Annotated in this window: 13 protein-coding genes; 2 read left to right on the forward strand and 11 right to left on the reverse strand. The window is 55.6% G+C overall.

All coding sequences use genetic code 11. From position 1 onward, the window contains the following. Positions 1-949 precede the first annotated feature (949 nt). The 8 genes from SBI19_RS24010 to SBI19_RS24045 all read right to left on the reverse strand — a co-directional run bounded on the left by SBI19_RS24010 (position 950) and on the right by SBI19_RS24045 (position 9,320). A complete protein-coding gene (locus SBI19_RS24010) occupies positions 950-1,681 on the reverse strand; it encodes a response regulator (protein WP_317972057.1) in 732 nt (243 codons plus the stop codon). Next, positions 1,671-2,519: a sensor histidine kinase gene (locus SBI19_RS24015; RefSeq protein WP_317972058.1), complete on the reverse strand. Its 849-nt coding sequence runs from the start codon at positions 2,517-2,519 to the stop codon at positions 1,671-1,673. The genes SBI19_RS24010 and SBI19_RS24015 overlap by 11 nt, the downstream gene beginning before the upstream one ends. A gap of 50 nt (positions 2,520-2,569) precedes the next feature. After that, a complete protein-coding gene (locus tag SBI19_RS24020) occupies positions 2,570-4,231 on the reverse strand; it encodes a copper resistance CopC/CopD family protein (protein ID WP_317972059.1) in 1,662 nt (553 codons plus the stop codon). A gap of 287 nt (positions 4,232-4,518) precedes the next feature. Beyond that, positions 4,519-4,938, reverse strand: coding sequence for a gamma-glutamylcyclotransferase family protein (locus SBI19_RS24025; RefSeq protein ID WP_317972060.1), 420 nt, complete (start codon positions 4,936-4,938; stop codon positions 4,519-4,521). A gap of 24 nt (positions 4,939-4,962) precedes the next feature. After that, complete coding sequence (locus SBI19_RS24030; RefSeq protein WP_317972061.1) at positions 4,963-5,730, reverse strand: LamB/YcsF family protein; 768 nt, start codon at positions 5,728-5,730, stop codon at positions 4,963-4,965. 74 nt (positions 5,731-5,804) lie between these two features. Then, positions 5,805-6,884 carry a 5-oxoprolinase subunit C family protein gene (locus SBI19_RS24035; RefSeq protein ID WP_317972062.1) on the reverse strand — a complete coding sequence of 360 codons (1,080 nt, stop codon included), beginning with the start codon at positions 6,882-6,884 and terminating at the stop codon, positions 5,805-5,807. 246 nt (positions 6,885-7,130) lie between these two features. After that, complete coding sequence (gene pxpB, locus SBI19_RS24040) at positions 7,131-7,856, reverse strand: 5-oxoprolinase subunit PxpB (protein WP_317972063.1); 726 nt, start codon at positions 7,854-7,856, stop codon at positions 7,131-7,133. Between the two features lie 162 nt (positions 7,857-8,018). Further along, positions 8,019-9,320, reverse strand: coding sequence for a VWA domain-containing protein (locus tag SBI19_RS24045; RefSeq protein ID WP_317972064.1), 1,302 nt, complete (start codon positions 9,318-9,320; stop codon positions 8,019-8,021). 116 nt (positions 9,321-9,436) lie between these two features. Here SBI19_RS24045 and SBI19_RS24050 point away from each other — a divergent pair, with 116 nt between their 5' ends. After that, positions 9,437-9,745, forward strand: coding sequence for a hypothetical protein (locus SBI19_RS24050; RefSeq protein ID WP_317972065.1), 309 nt, complete (start codon positions 9,437-9,439; stop codon positions 9,743-9,745). Positions 9,746-9,851: 106 nt separating this feature from the next. Here the strand turns inward: SBI19_RS24050 and SBI19_RS24055 are convergent, their stop codons facing one another. Then, positions 9,852-10,202 (reverse strand): winged helix-turn-helix transcriptional regulator, encoded by a 351-nt coding sequence (locus tag SBI19_RS24055; RefSeq protein ID WP_317972066.1) that lies wholly within the window; start codon positions 10,200-10,202, stop codon positions 9,852-9,854. 225 nt (positions 10,203-10,427) lie between these two features. On the opposite strand from SBI19_RS24055, the gene SBI19_RS24060 reads away from it, so the two are divergent. After that, positions 10,428-11,966: a hypothetical protein gene (locus SBI19_RS24060; protein WP_317972067.1), complete on the forward strand. Its 1,539-nt coding sequence runs from the start codon at positions 10,428-10,430 to the stop codon at positions 11,964-11,966. A 49-nt stretch (positions 11,967-12,015) separates the two neighbouring features. Here SBI19_RS24060 and SBI19_RS24065 read toward each other — a convergent pair whose 3' ends face one another. Continuing rightward, positions 12,016-14,115, reverse strand: coding sequence for an ABC transporter ATP-binding protein (locus SBI19_RS24065; RefSeq protein WP_317972068.1), 2,100 nt, complete (start codon positions 14,113-14,115; stop codon positions 12,016-12,018). Positions 14,116-14,208: 93 nt separating this feature from the next. Further along, a complete protein-coding gene (locus SBI19_RS24070; protein WP_317972069.1) occupies positions 14,209-15,954 on the reverse strand; it encodes an ABC transporter ATP-binding protein in 1,746 nt (581 codons plus the stop codon). Positions 15,955-16,235 lie beyond the last annotated feature (281 nt).

Here is a 16,235-nt window from a genome sequence, read left to right on the forward strand (position 1 = left end):
CGGGGCACAGCTTTTGTTCGAGCGTGTTCCTTCGGACTGCGCCTCTTGCCTCCGCGGTTTCCACCCCCCTGACCCCGGAAGGGAATGGTGGCGAGAATGAGGCGCGGGTGAGATTGTTGGGTGCTCAGAGTCGCGTGCCCCTGTCGGGGCACAGCTTTTGTTCGAGCGTGTTCCTTCGGACTGCGCCTCTTGCCTCCGCGGTTTCCAACTCCTGGACCTCGGAAGGGATGGTGGCGAGACTGAGGAGCGTGTGAGATTGTTGGGTGCTGGGAGTCGCGTGCCCCTGTCGGGGCACAGCTTTTGTGAGAGCGTGCTGCTTGCGGGCCGCGCTCCTTGCCTCCAGGGTTTCCAACCCCTGACCCCGGAATGGGATGGTGGCGAGACTAAGGCGCGTGTGAGATGGATACGTGCGGGGAGTCGCGTGCCCCTTGTCGGGGCACAGCTTTTGTGAGAGCGTGCTGCTTGCGGGCCGCGCTCCTTGCCTCCAGGGTTTCCAACCCCTGACCCCGGAATGGGATGGTGGCGAGACTGAGGCGGGGGTGAGATTGTTGAGTGCTGGGGGGGCGCGTGCCCCGTTCGGGGCACAGCTTTTGTTCGAGCCTGTTATTTACTTGTTGTGTGAGAATGTTGTTTGTGGAGATAAGGTTGGATAGGTGCCGCGTTGGTAGCAAAAATAGGTGTGGTGGTAACCCTTCTAATCTTGCATATCCCTGGCCTAGGTGCCGATAAGCGTGGGATTATCACGCTTATCACCCTTCCAACGTTTGATTGAGGCGCCATTAGATGAGTTAAGTGTGGTAAAGGTACTTTTAAATTGGACTAGACTACGCTCAGGATGAATTAGGTGGGGGTTTGCCACACTTCGCTCATCGCAATGCTTGAGCTTTCTATTCTGCCATACAAACAAGAAGGCCTATGCACTTACGCATAGGCCTCCTTGTTATATGGCTCAGGAAAGATCGTTCATTCCCTGCTGAATCGCATAGCGGGCGAGCTGGACGCGGTTGTCGAGATGCAGCTTCTGCAAAATGTTCTTCAGGTGGTTCTTGACCGTATGCTCGGAAATGCCCAGCGTAGCGGCAATCTCTCGATTCGAATCGCCATAGGCGACCCGCTCGAGAATTTCTTTCTCCCGCTCCGTCAGCGGGGTTGCTGACGGGGCGGTCGTGCGCGGCTCCGGCTTCGGGGAGCCGCCGAGCGGGCTTGCGGACGCGCGGCCGGATTGGCCTAGCGCGCCAGTGAATTCGAGCAGCAGCCTAGCTGCCAGCTCCTTCGACATCGGCGCCTCGTCGTATGCGACCGCACGCAAGTATTCGAGCCACTGGGAGGGCGTAATATTTTTGAGCAGATAGCCTTGAGCTCCGCGCTTGATCGCCTCGAACAGATCCGAGATGTCATCGGACACGGTCACCATGACGATCTTAACCGCTGGCCATCGAGACTTGATGCGCTGCGTAGCCTCCAGACCGCCCATGCCGGGCATCCGAATATCCATCAGAACGAGATTAGGCTGCTGCTGCTCGATGAGCGCGATCGCTTCTTCACCGCTGGTCGCTTCGGCAACGATATCGAAAGATCGGTCACCGGACAAAATCTCTCGCATGCCTTCGCGGCCATGCGGATGATCGTCGACTAACATGACCCGAGCTACAGAATGCGACGGTTTTTTGCTATCGTTCATGGCGGCCTCCTCGCAGCTTCTCAATCGTAATGACGGTGCCCTGCCCCGCTGTCCCGCTGGCCTTTAACGTCCAGCCCATCGACTGCGCGCGATCGCGCATCATCCGAATGCCGAACCGCCCCTTCGCCCACAGCGCATCGGTATCTGCCCCGACCCCATTATCGCGAATCGTTACATGAAAGCCGCCTTCCAGCGGCTCGCTAGCGATTGCCAGCGCCGAAGCATTCGCATGCTTACGAACGTTCATGACCGCTTCCCGCAAAATCGACAGCAGCTCGACCTGCTCCTTGCCGTTCAATAAACCGTCAGACAACCGCCAGTCCAGCTTCACCTGCAGCCGTCCGTTCGTTCTGGCGTCCTCAGCAAGCTCGCGGATCGCATTCATCCAGGGTACATCCGTCGTTACCGGCGCTGCCTGCAAATTCGCGATCGACTGCCGCACATCCTCGTACACATGCCGAACCGTCCCGCGTATCTGCTCCGTCGCTAACGCGCGGTCGCTGCTTTCCTCTGCTTGTTCCAGTTTGTCCAGCTTGACCGACAATAGAAACAGAGACTGCGAGATGCCGTCATGCAGCTCGCGGGCAAGCTGCTCGCGTTCCTCGAATACGGCTTTCATCGCCTTCTCGCGCTGGAGCAGGCTCTGCGTATCTTCCATCATGCGGAACAGCTTGGTCAGCAGCGTCAGCGTGACCAGCAGAACGAGCAGAGGGGCTAAGAAGTTGCCCAGCTCCATCGATAGATACGGCAGCAGAAACTGGTGCCGCACGTATTCCCATAGACCAAGCGTTATCGTTGGAATGAGCAGGATCGCCCATTTGATTTTGTTATAGGACATCGGTTCAACAACCTCTCATCAGACTGGCTCCGTGAATGAACGACCTGGTCTTAGTAGTTGCGGAAGGTCGTCTCTTCGACCAGCTCGTTATCGTTCTTATCCATCACCCGAATTTCAGCCGTCCATTGGCCCGGGTACGGAATGTATGGACCTGACGCCTGATAAGCGTATTTTCCGTATCCATCGAACGCTTCGATCTCCTGATCGTCGTACGCCTCAAGCGGAATATCGATCGGCGCATCCTGATGCTGTTCCGAACGGAAGCGAAGAACGACCGATTTGGGTGCGCCGGTCTGATCGGGCAGCCAGATTTTGAGCGTAATTTTGTTATCGCCCGGCACGTTCGGTGTTACGCGCAGCGATACGTGCATTTCGGAGCCCATCTGGTGATAAGATACCGGCTCATTCGCCGGCAGCGGACTGACGTAGGTGAACAATGCGGTAATCGCGATGATGACTGCCATGAGCACCCCATCCACTTTCAAAATGCCCGCAGCAGGCAGATCGCCGCGTCTTACCCGAATGCGAAGCAGCGCACCAACGACGATAACGAGCAGCGTGAGGCCGGCCTTGATCGTCAGCATGACGCCCCAAGACGTAAGCCACAGGTAGGACAGCTTCGGCAGGAACAACAGCGTCATGCCAACGCCTGTCAATACGAGCGCAGCGAGCGACAGCACGGCACCGCCCGAGAAACGAACGGCGAAGCGTCCTGCTTCCTTGCGGTCTTTGAACCAAAGTACGAGCAGCAGCGCAAGTCCACCCGCCCATAGCGCAGCAGCCGCAAGATGGACGAAGTCAAGGCCGACAGTAAGCACCTTCGGATTGTTCGCCTCCGCATGTCCGCTCCAGCTCTCGACTGCAATCAGTAGAATCGCCCAAATGATGCTTGCAACTCTACCGCCGCGCAATACGATGAAACCTAGAAGGGAAAGCACGACCGTAGCCAGCCACGCCATGCCGACCGATGTGCGAGACAGCAGCTTGAGCCATTCGCTCAGCGGCTCCTCCTCCATCACTTCGCGAGCATGGAAGAATACGTACAGTATCGAGCCGAACAGGAATGCACGAACCGTTCCTAACGACCATGCCTGTGCAGCCTGCTTCGCTATGCCTTCGAAACGGGTCATTGATTTCCAGAGCATGACCCCTGCCGCTAGCAGAAGCGTCGCGTAGTAGAAGAAACGAACAGCATATAGGACAAGCTCCGACGACGTGAGTGCGGACGCGGTTGAACCATGTCCGGAATGACCAAGCTGCGTGTGCAGATCGAACGTAGCCGCATCCTTGGCCGCAGGCGGGTTGCCGACTACAAATACATAGGAACCATTCACAGGATGTCCGTCCTCCGAAATGATCCGGTATGTAACCGTATAGACCCCTTCATCCAGCTTGGACGGTTTCACCGCAAGCGATGTGCGGTCTTGCGATGCCTCTACTGCCGAAACTTTGAGTTTATTCGATAAGGAATCCAACAGCTCAATGCCGCCGAACTTCGTCTCGACCGCCTCATTGAACGTGAGCCGGATTTCTTCCGGGCTTTGCGCCAGACGCGCGCCAGCCTCCGGCGAAGTTTCCAGCAGCTGCGAATGGGCATCGGCGGCCTGCGCCGGCCATACGAGCCAGCAGGCAAGAAGCAGCACGCCAAGCGTGAATATTTTCATAAAGCGGCTATAACGATGACTGGGATGATGGAATGCGATGTTGTTCACAAACGGGCACGTCCTCTCTTAAATCTTGTTTACTCGTCTTTAACGAAATGCCAGCACGGCACTGCAAAGAATGAAAATGGCTGAAAATGAATCAGAGGCGAAATTGCATTTAAAGTTATTAAGTTTCACAACCATTGTACTGAAGATCGAAGCACGTATGCTCGTCTCATTTTGAACATTATCCAAATGTTATAAAACAGGTCCAGTAAGATTGCACCCTAACATTTAAAACGAAAAACCCGCCTTGAACGTTGAATAGACGGGCTTGGTGGCGTATGAAAACAAAGTCACGATCGACTTCGCCGCTGCTTCAAAGCGTAGTATTCCGGCCAATTGACGCCGTCCACAGACGGGCAGCCTCGGTCGCTCTCCCACACGTAGACCCAGCCTTGTATGCTGGGATTGTCCACATCTCGCACCCAGATTCGATCGTAATCGTTAGACTCTTCCCAGCCGGAGAAGTCTTCCAGCTCGTCTAACACGGAGAGAGCTTTAGACGGGATTGACAACCAAAGTCCACGAGTAATGCTGCCCTGCTGTTGGGCTGTCGCATCCCGAACCAACGCCGGATAAGAACCAACGTCGACGAGGCGGCCTGCCACTCGACCAGGGACGGAGTGCGCAATATAGGGCGACACCACATGATGATTATGCTCACCAGGCAGCAAGGAGCCGTAAACAAAAACACGAATCATCGTTTCCTTCATAATGACGGCGGCCTCCTTCGCTTGTTAGTAGGTCGGAGGTTGAATTCGCACATCGGCAGCTTCGAGTGCTTCCCTTATCGCCTGCGCCCACTGGGCGGCATGCGGTCCGTCGCCATGCAGACAGATCGTATCCGCTACGACAGACGCTTCTCCACCATCTGCTGTTAATGCAGCGGAACGAGTCACCATGCTAATCGCCTGCGCAATCGCGGCATCTGTTTCCTGCAGCATAGCATTTGGTTTGGATCGAGGCGTCAGCTTGCCGTCTGGTTGATAGGTGCGATCGGCGAACGTCTCCGATACGACGCGCAGCCCTTGTGCGCGGCTCGCTTCAAGCAGCAAGCTGCCCGACTGACCGTATACCAGCAGTCTGTTGTCGAGAGAATGAATGGCACGTGCAATAGCATCCGCTATGTCCATACTGCTGTTCGCCATATGGTAAAGTGCGCCGTGCGGCTTCACGTGGGCAAGCTTTCCACCAGCCGCATGTACGAAGGCTTGCAGTGCGCCGACCTGATACAGCGTGTAATCATACGCTTCCTGCGGCGAGACCGCCATCTCGCGCCGGCCGAAGCCAAGCCGATCCGGCAGTCCGGGATGCGCGCCGATCCGAACACCGGCGGCTAGGCTTCGCGCGACCGCCTCCCGCATCGTATGCGGATCTCCCGCATGCCATCCGCATGCGATATTCACGCTCGTTACATAGGGCAGCAGCGCTTCGTCCTGTCCGAAGGAGTAAGCGCCGAAGCCTTCGCCGAAATCGGCATTCAAGTCAACGGTGAAGCTGGTCATTGTGTCACCTCGGTTGTTCAACAATTCTATTATTATATATGAAAGGTGCTGCCCAATTGTATGGCTCGAACGAGTCATTCTTGTCGATAGCCTATCGAATCGTCCGGCAATCGGCATCGAACGGCCCACTCCAGCGCACGGATCGCTTGCTCCGTCGCGAGGTACAGCCGCTGCGCTTCATCGAGCTCGATCGGCTGGAAGGTGATCCAGTCGCCCGGCTTCGCCTGCGCCAGCAGCGGCATATCGACGGCGGCGACATGCGCGAGCTTCGGGTAGCCGCCGGTCGTCTGGCAATCGGCGGCGAGGATGATCGGCTGGCCGCCGTCAGGCACTTGAATGACGCCAGGGACGATGCCATGCGATAGCAGCTCGTCCTTGGCGATGCGCTGAAGCGGCGGCGAGCCTTCGAGCCGCACGCCCATGCGATCGGAAGCGGCCTGCACGCGGTAGCGGCCGCTGTAGAACGCCCCACGGGCAGCTTCGCTGAACTGCCCGTGCTCGCTGCCTGGCATCACGCGCAGCTCGATGCCAGCTTCGCTCGCGCCGCCGTAAGCCTGCGGCGGCGCGTACCAGGCCGCCCACGCCGGCGGGCGGCCTTCGCCTTCGGCGACTGCGGCGCTGCTGCTGCGCGCAGCCAGCGCCGCGAGCCAAGCGGCCGCCCACCGGGACGGGGCGGCCGCCCCTGCGGCCATGCCGCAGGGAACGGCATCGCCGGCGCGAAGCGGCCGGCCGTCGATGCCGCCAAGACGCGCACGCGCGTCGGTGCTGCGGCTGCCAAGCGCCGCCGCCGTGCCGAAGCCGCCTGCGACCGCGACGTACGCGCGGCAGCCGAGGCGGGCCACGCCAAAACGAATCGTCGCGCCCGCCGGCACATACAGCGGCCGCCACATCGCAAGCTCGCGGCCGTCGATGCGAGGCGTCATATCGGCGCCGGTGATGGCGATCAGCAGGTCTGCCTCCGCGCGGAGTACCGGACCGGCAAGCGTAAGCTCCAGACCAGCCTCGCCCTCCTCGTTGCCGACGAGCAGATTCGCTACGCGCAGCGCGTATTCGTCCATCGCGCCGCCGCCTGTAAGCCCTGCAGAGCGATAGCCGTTGCGTCCGCGATCCTGAACCGTCGTATACAAACCAGGCTTCTGAACGATCAAGCTCATGCCACGTCATCCCCTTCCCATCCGCATGTATTCACAGCAGTTGATGATACCTGCTTCCTCGTATTGCTCCAACCGCTCTCATTCAAATTGCTTCCTCGTTACGGCTCCAAGTGTCACCCAGCATGCTTCCTGGTTATCGCTCCAACGTCCTCCGTTCAACCCATTTCCTAGATAACGCCTTACAGCCTTACAGCCTTCATCCATCCTACTTCCCCCGCTATCACTCTACCTAAGTCAGCCCGCTCCCTAACAACGCTCTTCCTCTGCTTCTAACGCGAGAAATCGTTCCTCATCGATTGGTATGAACCGAACGACATCGCCAGCCCGCATAAACGCTGGCTCAGCTCTGCCTGCATCAAACAATCGAAGCGGCGTCCGCCCGATTATTTGCCACCCGCCAGGCACGTCCAGCGGGTAAATCCCCGTCTGCGCTCCGCCAATTGCAACCGATCCCGCAGGAACCCGCGACCGCGGATTGCCTCGCCGCGGCTGCGCTAACTGTGACGGCAGGCCTGACAAATAAGGAAATCCCGGCACAAAACCGATCAAGGCAACCGTATAATCCGCTGCCGCATGCGCCTGCACGAACTGCTCGGCGCTTATCCCGCTTCTCTCAGCCGACGCTTCCAGATCAGGTCCATAATCGCCGCCGTAACAGACCGGCACTTCGATATACCGGGCATCCTGCCTCGAACTTACCACAGCGGAATCCAGCAGCTCTTGAACCTCCCTAACAACCACATCATAGACCGTCAACCCGCAACGAGGATCCTTCGCCTTCCAGACACACACGGGATCATACACGATCGTCACCGTTGTGTAGGCAGGAATGAGATCGACGATCCAAGGCACTTTCGCTTGACGAAGCCATTCTGCCGCAGCTCCGACCTTCGCCCAGCTGTCGCCGGCAGCTCCATCGATCAGCTCGGCAGCCAACGCACGATCGCCAAGCGGCGTTATCGTCCAGCCCATCTTTTTCCCCCGCTCTCTCTTATTTCTTCTATTATGGTGATGCTCGATGACCATTTTCAACTACTAAAAACAAAACGCCTGCGCACCGCCTCCCGAAGGAAGCCTGCACGCAAGCGTTTGTTTATAACCTTAATATGTTCAACTGAACTTCTGACGTTACGCTTATTGCCCCTGTACATAACGGTTAATGACATCGACCATCAGATCGTTAAGCGGACGCACTTCGTATTCGCCGACCGCAGGCTTCAAGTGTCCATTGCCGACGCCGCTGTGGTCCGTGAGGAAAATATAGGTGCCGCCCGTTGCGACCGCCATATAGCGCAGCAGATGCTCGGTTGGAATGTCGATACCGCTCGATGCGATCGGAATAATTCGAATGCCCTGCTCCGCAGCTTGCGCCGTCAAAGCCTGCATTTTCTTAATAATGTCTTTCTCGTGATGCGGCGGAGCGTCCAGCACAAGGAACAGCAATCTTGTCAATGCCTGCTTGCTCCAATCGTGATCCTCGATCGCATCCTCGATCGCATCCTCTACCGCCTCCGGCGTGTCTCCTCCGCCGAATGCTTCCTGCTTCGCAATCTGTCCGACAGCCTTATCGATATCTTCTGTGAACGGGAACGAACGAACCGTATAATCATCATGCACATCGCGATAAAAATTCGGGCTCACCCGAATGTTAAGCTGCCCCTTATTGGCATCGCCGACCCGCTTTACGACATCCTTAAGCTCCGTCTCCAGAAACGCCAGCTCATCTGCCATCGATCCCGTTGTATCGACGACAAGCATAAGGTCCACAAGCGAAGAAACATCTGTCGGTTCATTCAGTTCAATCTCCATCGCACGGCCAGACTGCAGATCAACATTCTCGAACTGCTTCTTCTGCTGTCCGGCCTTAACCGTAAGTCCATACTTGGCGCTGCCGCCTTGTTCCTCGAACAAAATCGGGAACAAATACGCAACGCCAGCCGCGTTCGTACGCGCCGTCCAACCATCCTGCCCATTGCTGCGGGTCAGAGCAACCTGTACATCAACGGCCGGCCGCCCGTTCGCCGTCACCTTCACTTCAAGCCGCTGAAAGTTATAGAACTGCCAGTATGGCCGATATCGGTCGCCTTCGTACGATGCCATCAATTCCTTCCAACGGCTCCACAACGCATTATCTTCCCACTCGCCAGCCGTCAGCGTACCAGCCGGTGCCCCTTGATCCCCATTATCGCTAGTCTCTGCTACATCTTCGCTTCGGTTCTCTTCCGATTTGCTAGGTTTCGATTCTGTCGACGTCTCTTCTCCAGCAGCATCTGTTGCAGTCGCCGCTTCGTCTGTCTTCGTTGAACGATCGGCTGCTTTGCTCTCGCTGTTGCTGCTCGCTTCCGAGTCGTCTCTGTCTGATGACCCGCAAGCTTGAAGCATCAGTACCGCCAGCAGCATGAGCACAATACTTAGCCGCTTTCCGATTGCCATCATATCCAACATCCCCCTATATATGGTCTGCACATACAGACGCTTCCAATCGATTCAATGTTGCATGTAAGGACTCATCCTTATACAATCGAAACAATTAGAGAGGAGCGTAACCCGCAATGATGGAAACAATCGAACTCGAGCACATTACCATTACCGGCAAGGACATAGAAGCAGCCGGGCTGACATTCAGCAGCGCGCAACTTGTTATCGTTCAGGAATTCGGCTCCAAGCAGTGGTACATCGATACTTCGGACTCCGGACCAGCCGATCTGCTTGACCATTACTATGTCAGCGACAATATCGCCGTCCGCATGACCGCACGCGCAAGAGACGGCCGAAGCTTTAGCGGTACTGCATATGTTCATGCCAATGTCCCTCGTCAAGCTTGTGTCCTTCGCGGTGACGGCGAGTTGACTGTATCTTAATCTCCAACAACAAACAACCGCTCCCTCCCCGGGAAGCGGCTATTTGTTGTTGAAGATTTTCTCGGCGACGCTCGACCAACTCGCTGCTTCCCGCCAATATAAACGATTATTCTTGAACGACCTTCTCCTCGTTCTGCACGTGAGCCAAATAATCTGTTCCAAAATCGCAGAGCTGCAGCAGTACTGGCATTAAACGCTTGCCAAGCTCTGTCAACATGTACTCGACCTTGGGCGGTATGACGGCATACGCCTGCCTATGGACGAGTCCGCTCGATTCAAGCTCTCTTAACTGAATCGTCAGAACTTTAGGCGTAATTTCGGGGATAAGCTTCTGAAGCTCATTATAGCGACGGGTCTGGGAGGCTAATAAACTTAAGATCGGAATTTTCCACTTACCGCTAATGAGTTCAAGCGTTACTTCCGATGTGCAGCTGTATACTGCGTTTCTAAGCTTCATGCTCCACCTCACCTAAACCAAGTAAATTACTGTTATTTACTATGAATTATACCCGCACTGACCAGCCTCCTCAAGAGCGATATTGCGGCCACTCCCTTGTCCGATTCACTATCCTCTTGGAAAGCTGCTTTCCTCTAGGATACTTCCATTCTATAAAGTGCGTACTATTCACAGCCTGATCCCATTGCTATCCTAGATAAAACGAAAAAGGGAGGAATCCTTACCATGACATCCTATCGTATATCGATCGGCGAGCATCGTCTCGAGTGGGGAAGTCCAATTGACATTGATAAAGCTGCAGCCAGCAAGTATTCCGCAAGCTCCTTATTTTTGTCTGATCAAGGGGAATGGGACTGGGATCTACGCCCCGGCATCTATTACGCACGAGATATTGTTCGGCAATTAGATACGCTGTTGGAAGCCATCTCCATACGGCTTGGCGATGCTGCCGATGCGGAGGCGCTGCTCCGGAATATCGAAGCAAGTCTTGCGCTATCCGGACGCGAGTCCGTCCTTTCTATTGCCTCGAATAGCAATGACATCCCATCTCGTGCCGAGATCTCGGCACAGGCTGAAGCGATAGGGCAACGATTAAGCAGCTGGGCACGCGAGTTCAACTCGCAGCGTTGGGCGCTTGGGCACTATAAATTCGACGCGTTAAGCAGTCTAGAGATCAGAAGCCGCTGCGATCATCACTTATGGACGCCACGGGTAACCGATCTGCTGATGGGACCGCTAGGCGGCCCCGTTGTTATGCAGCTTTTCAACGAATATTTGCATCAAATTGTTCTGCTCCGCGATGCGCTTCTCCCGTTCGATAATTGGGAGGAGGTACCGATCGAACTGCGGGCCGGGAGCAGCGGCAAAGGGCTGCGCTATATCGAGAATGCCCGAGTCCAATTCCTTACCGAGCTTCTATTGAAGCAGGTATCGCATCAGTCTATTGTCCGTCTGGCACAAGCTTTCTTAAGCCCTTCGCTCTCTCCTGTCGGCTACGGCTTCCAATACGATCTGGGTACCGTATTGCCTGCCGGCTTAACCAACAACCTTGCATCGGCTCCCAAATACTTGCTTCGCTGGCACCCTGTGAATACGACGTTCTCCAGTACAATCCGATCATCGGCCGCAGCCGCCATCGCCAATGGCACTGCTTCCGCTGCTGTCCAATCGATTGCCTCCGCACCTGTTCCGCTTCGTTCCTCTGAGTCTGTCGGGCTGAGCACATCCGCTGCATTCGTCTATGCTTTCGATGATTACTACGCTGCCCCAAGGAGCCAAGTCGGACAAGGCGATCCGGTACTATTCAACGAACGGCTTAACGATCCGTATCGTCCATCACTCCGCACCGAAGCTTACCTTCAAGCAGCACCTGCAGATACCGGCGGACAACCCGATCGCGTCCATCTTCAATACGAACTGCACATTAATGGCACCTCCTTCAAGATTGATCTCGGTCAACTGCTGAGAGGCCATCGGTTCGTTTACACTGCGCAAATCAATCTACAACATGACCCTAATACGATTCATGAACCCGTCTCGCTCATCGTCCATACCGCACAAGAGATTCTGAATCAACCCGATCTCGTAACCTCTGATAAAGGCACTCACCTAATAACAACCGGCGGCGATCCGCTGATTCAACGTGCATTGTTAGGCAAGCTCTACCCGGAAAATGTCATTCTTCTCGATCATCTTGATGAAAATGAACTGCATGCAGCCTACCAAGCAGGCAAAGGATTCGGCGCCAAATTTCTCATCCATTGACCTGAGCAACAAACAAGCCACTGCAGAAGCCTGCAGTGGCTTGTTATTGTTATGAGATCGAATGAGCTGCAGCTTGCTCTTCCTGCGGCCTCGATACGCCTTCACCAGCGCCCGCTCCAGCTTGCAGCTGATACATATCGAAGTACTTCCCGCCATGCGCCATGAGCGCATCATGGTCGCCGCGCTCGACGATGCGGCCGCGGTCAAGCACCAGAATCTGATCCGCTTGACGGATCGTCGACAGACGGTGGGCGATGACGAACGTCGTGCGGCCTTTCTTCAGCACATCCAGCGCCGCTTGAATGATCGCTTCGGTCTCCGTATCGATGCTTGCCGTGGCCTCATCCAAGATGAGAATCGCCGGATCGTAAGCCAATGCGCGAGCGAACGATATCAGCTGGCGTTGACCAGCGGACAACGTCGCGCCCTTCTCGACAACCGGCTCATCGATGCCGCCAGGCAGCTGCATGAACATATCATACGCGCCGACATCCTTCAGCGCCTGCTCAATACGTTCACGGCTGATCGCTGGATTGTCGAGGCTGACGTTCGAAGCGATCGTGCCTGTGAACAGGAATGGATCCTGCAGCACGATGCCCATATGCTGACGAAGCAGCTGCTTCGGTACGTCACGCACGTCGACGCCGTCGACGAGAATTTGGCCGTTGCCCTGCTCGATATCATAGAACCGGAACAGCAAGTTCAGAATCGAGCTTTTGCCCGAGCCGGTATGACCGACCAGCGCTACCGTCTCGCCTTGACGAGCTTCAAGCGTAATGTTGCGAAGCACGTATTCATCCTCTTTGTACGCAAAGGAGACGTTGTCGAACTTCACTTCCCCTTTGCTGCGCGGGAGGCTGCCAACCGTCACATCCGTCCCCGGCTCATCGAGCAGCTGGAATACGCGGCCTGCCGATACGCGGGCCGTCTCCAGGTTCGAGAGCTGGTTGACGATACCGACAATCGGCGTGAACATCCGGTTCATATAATCGAAGAAGGCATACAGCACACCGACTGTAATGAATGAACTGAGCGAACCACCCCAGAATGCCCATAACACGGTTACGAAAATAACATTCCTCAGCACACCAACAAGATTGTGCGATGTCAGCGAGTTAAGACTAAGCAGCTTAGTCGCATTGCGGAACAGATCTTTGTTATGCTCGTCGAATTCCTCGATCGTCTTCTTCTGACGACGGAACGCTTGAATGATCGGCATCCCTTGGATCGATTCGTTGATCATGCCGTTAATATCGCTCAGCTTGCTGCGAATCGCTTCATTGATGCGGCCCGCGCGACGACGGTATAGAATGATCCAAACGACGAGAATCGGAATGAGCGGAACCGCGAGAAGCGCGAGCTTCGGATCCAGCAAGAACAACGCGCCAAGAATGGCGACCATGTACACGATGCCGGAGAAGAAGTTCGCGAGTACGGCCACGAACAGCTCGCGCACCGCTTCCGTATCGTTCGTAATGCGCGAGACAACCTTACCCGCAGGCAAATTGTCAAAATAATAAACCGGCAGCCGCTGAATGTGCGCGAACACATCCTCGCGCATGCGCTGCACGATGCGATTCGCTGTCGTGAGCAGCAGCAGCCGTTGTCCGTACGTGAAGATTGCCGCTACGGCGAGCAATCCCAAGTACATGCCTGCTGTCTTCAGCAGACGCGGCAGCTCGGGCTTGTAGAAGTTGTACAGCTCGCTCTTCGTCAGCTTCGCGGCTGGATAAGCCGCGTTCTCGCCTTCCTTCGAGACGATCGTCAGTTTCCCGTCAGCCCCTACGCTGCGCGCCCCGTCGATTGCGATATTGCCTTCGACGAAGTAGTAATCGCGTTCAACTTGAATGATTCGAATGATAGCTCCGCCGGATTCATCTTCGCTTATCCGGTCATCTCGCTTGTAACTCTTGCCTGCATATTCTGCCGAACCGCTCGCGCCTGCGGCAACCTCGTGCCACGGCTTCTCGATGCTCAGAATGTTCTGGTCGATCATTCGCTGCGCGATGAACGGACCGACGAGCTCGGCGCATACTGCCAGGCCGAGCAGAATGAGCGCGATCAGGATTTTGCTCTTATAGATCATGGCATATTGGAACAGACGCTTGCCCGTTCTCGGGGACTTCTGCGTTTGTATATCATCATGCATAGTTGGTTACACCTACATTTCCTTATTGAGAATACTTCTAACCCATCATATAGAAGTAGCTTTTATCGCATTATGACTGCTGGACCCCATACTTTACGCTTCAGCCAGCGCCTCCAGCTGCTGACGCTCGTACTGCTCCTTGTACCAGCCGTTCATCTCAAGCAGCTGCTCATGATTGCCCGCTTCGATTATACGTCCATTATCGAGCACGATAATCCAATCGGCATGCTGCACGGCCGACAGCCGATGCGTCGTGATGATTGTCGTCTTGCCGGCACGTTCAGTGCGGATGCCTTCGATGATTTCAGCTTCCGTTCGCGCATCCACCGCGGACAACGCATCGTCGAGCATCAGAATTTGCGGATTCGCAATGAGCGCGCGCGCAATGCTGACCCGCTGCTTCTGACCGCCGGACAGGGCAACGCCCTTCTCCCCGACGAGTGTTTCCAGTCCGCTTGGCAGGAACATGATGTCTTTGGCGAACGACGCGCGGTCAAGCGCGCGCTGCAGATCCGCTTCTGTCGCATCCTCTGCGCCGAACATAATATTCTCGCGAATCGTACGGGAGAATAGAATCGGCTGCTGCGGCACATAACCGACCCAGCTCAACATTTGATCAACGGCAATCCGATCCATTGGCGTGTCTGCAATTGCGATCGTGCCTACGCCAAGCGGATATTCCCGAAGAAACTGACGCAGCAACGTCGTCTTCCCGCTGCCCGTCCGCCCGACGATGCCAAGCGTCTCTCCCTGCTTCAGCATGAAGGATACTTCCTCCAGATTGTTCACGGCTGAAGTCGGATAACGGAACGTCACATCGCGGAATTCAATCGATTCCGGTGCCTGCATCTCTACCAGATCATTCCCATCGGTTACGTCCGGCGAATAGTTCAGCGTCTCGGTTACACGGTCGAGCGAAGCGTTGCCGCGCTGCATGACGTTGATCAGCTCGCCAATGGCGAACATCGGCCAGATGAGCATCCCGAGGAAGAAGTTGAAGGATACGAGTTCGCCGAGCGTAATTTCGCTGTGGAACACGAGATAAGCACCGTAGCACAGGCCGATCAGATAGCTGAGGCCGATGAGCATTTTGTTCGTCGGCTCGAACAACGCATCGACACGAGATACTTCAATGTTGCGCTCCAGCACTTCCTCCGTCTTCGCTTGGAAGCGTGCACGATCTGCCTCCTCTTGCACGTAGGCGCGAACAACACGAACGCCTGCGACCGATTCGAGCACTTGGTCGTTCAGCTCGCCGAATGCATCCTGCGCCTTCATGAACCGATCATGAATGCGTCCGCCGAAGTACTTCAGCGCCAGTGCAAGCAGCGGCAGCGGCAATAACGCCGCTAGCGTCAGCTTCCAGCTGATGAGCACGACCATCATGAACAGAATCGTCAGCATGAAGATCGTCGAGTCAATCAGCGTCAGAATGCCGAATCCGGCTGTCGTGGAGATCGCCCCGAGGTCATTCGTCGCACGAGCCATCAGATCGCCCGTCCGGTTCCGTTCGTAGAACGTCGGCGTCATCTTTAGGAAATGCCGCATGAGGCGCGACCGAAGCAGACGCTCCAGCACGATCGCACCGCCAAACAGCTGGTACATCCATATGTACGTAATGACGTAGCAGACGAGCGTTAAGCCAATCCATCCTCCGATAATCCAATGAAACGTCGAATCTCCCATCCGTCCCTGCGTAATGCCATCAATGGCATAGCCGAGCACCTTAGGCGGAATTACTTCCAGAATACCGACGATAATGAGCAGCACAACGGCTATCGAATACCGTCTCCAATATTGTTTAAAAAACCAGCTTAGTTTGCGTAATACTGAGAACATAAACTGCAGTCCATCCTTTCCTTGCACAAGATCTTGTGCGCCATCCACCTAACGCTGATACAAACAAGAAAGGCGCATCGCAGCAGTATGTGCGATACGCCTCCCAGCCCCGTTCCGAACGTACGTTCTGAACGAAGCCTGCAAAAAAGGCGCACGATTACGTGATCGTAACCATGCGCCTATACGAGCAATTGTCGTGTTAAGCGGATGGATTACGGTCATGATTGTTATGAAGCTGTACATGATTAATTGTATTGCGTTCCATGGGTCGTAATCCTCCT

It is taken from the genome of Paenibacillus sp. CCS19 (genome assembly GCF_033239625.1).
GTDB lineage: Bacteria > Bacillota > Bacilli > Paenibacillales > Paenibacillaceae > Paenibacillus_T.

Coding starts and splice junctions, on each gene's coding strand:
- SBI19_RS24030 (WP_317972061.1), bottom strand. CDS start 5,730: ATGACCAGCTTCACCGTTGACTTGAATGCCGATTTCGGCGAAGGCTTC.
- pxpB (WP_317972063.1), bottom strand. CDS start 7,856: ATGGGCTGGACGATAACGCCGCTTGGCGATCGTGCGTTGGCTGCCGAG.
- SBI19_RS24060 (WP_317972067.1), top strand. CDS start 10,428: ATGACATCCTATCGTATATCGATCGGCGAGCATCGTCTCGAGTGGGGA.
- SBI19_RS24015 (WP_317972058.1), bottom strand. CDS start 2,519: ATGTCCTATAACAAAATCAAATGGGCGATCCTGCTCATTCCAACGATA.
- SBI19_RS24035 (WP_317972062.1), bottom strand. CDS start 6,884: ATGAGCTTGATCGTTCAGAAGCCTGGTTTGTATACGACGGTTCAGGAT.
- SBI19_RS24070 (WP_317972069.1), bottom strand. CDS start 15,954: ATGTTCTCAGTATTACGCAAACTAAGCTGGTTTTTTAAACAATATTGG.
- SBI19_RS24050 (WP_317972065.1), top strand. CDS start 9,437: ATGATGGAAACAATCGAACTCGAGCACATTACCATTACCGGCAAGGAC.
- SBI19_RS24025 (WP_317972060.1), bottom strand. CDS start 4,938: ATGAAGGAAACGATGATTCGTGTTTTTGTTTACGGCTCCTTGCTGCCT.
- SBI19_RS24055 (WP_317972066.1), bottom strand. CDS start 10,202: ATGAAGCTTAGAAACGCAGTATACAGCTGCACATCGGAAGTAACGCTT.
- SBI19_RS24065 (WP_317972068.1), bottom strand. CDS start 14,115: ATGCATGATGATATACAAACGCAGAAGTCCCCGAGAACGGGCAAGCGT.
- SBI19_RS24010 (WP_317972057.1), bottom strand. CDS start 1,681: ATGAACGATAGCAAAAAACCGTCGCATTCTGTAGCTCGGGTCATGTTA.
- SBI19_RS24045 (WP_317972064.1), bottom strand. CDS start 9,320: ATGATGGCAATCGGAAAGCGGCTAAGTATTGTGCTCATGCTGCTGGCG.